Origin of the sequence: Pseudoalteromonas sp. SIMBA_162, from assembly GCF_046535955.1 — a bacterium.
Lineage (GTDB): Bacteria > Pseudomonadota > Gammaproteobacteria > Enterobacterales > Alteromonadaceae > Pseudoalteromonas > Pseudoalteromonas marina.
On record NZ_JAWJBQ010000129.1, the window covers coordinates 1 to 367 of the forward strand.

Annotated in this window: 1 protein-coding gene; it reads left to right on the forward strand. The window is 36.0% G+C overall.

Annotated elements, in window-relative coordinates; all coding sequences use genetic code 11:
- Positions 1-186 precede the first annotated feature (186 nt).
- The coding region (locus R0J88_RS19010; RefSeq protein WP_410900731.1) for a BhlA/UviB family holin-like peptide at positions 187-367 on the forward strand (181 nt) is incomplete at its 3' end.

A 367-nucleotide genomic window follows, 5' to 3' on the forward strand; every position in this document is an offset into this window, starting at 1 on the left:
GTGACGGTTAAACATAGTGAATGGGGAGTTGTGATTCATCCACGTATAACCGCAGTAAAAGAGGTATATGAAGCTTCAGGCGAAAAGTTGGAAGTAACATTCGGTGAAGCTAAACCTACGCTTATATCGAAGATAAAGGGTGAATTAAAACGACTTAAAAAGTAAATATAGATTGGATGAAGTCGGATGGAACAGATGTTACTTGAATTTGGGCTGAAAGATGGTATTTTCGTAGCTATGTTTATATGGCTGCTAATTTATGTGCTGAATACCAGTAAAGAGAGAGAAAACAAGCTTTACACTTTCTTAGATGGTATGAAACACGAGTTTGCAAAACTAGTAAATAACTACGAGAAGTTATCTAATG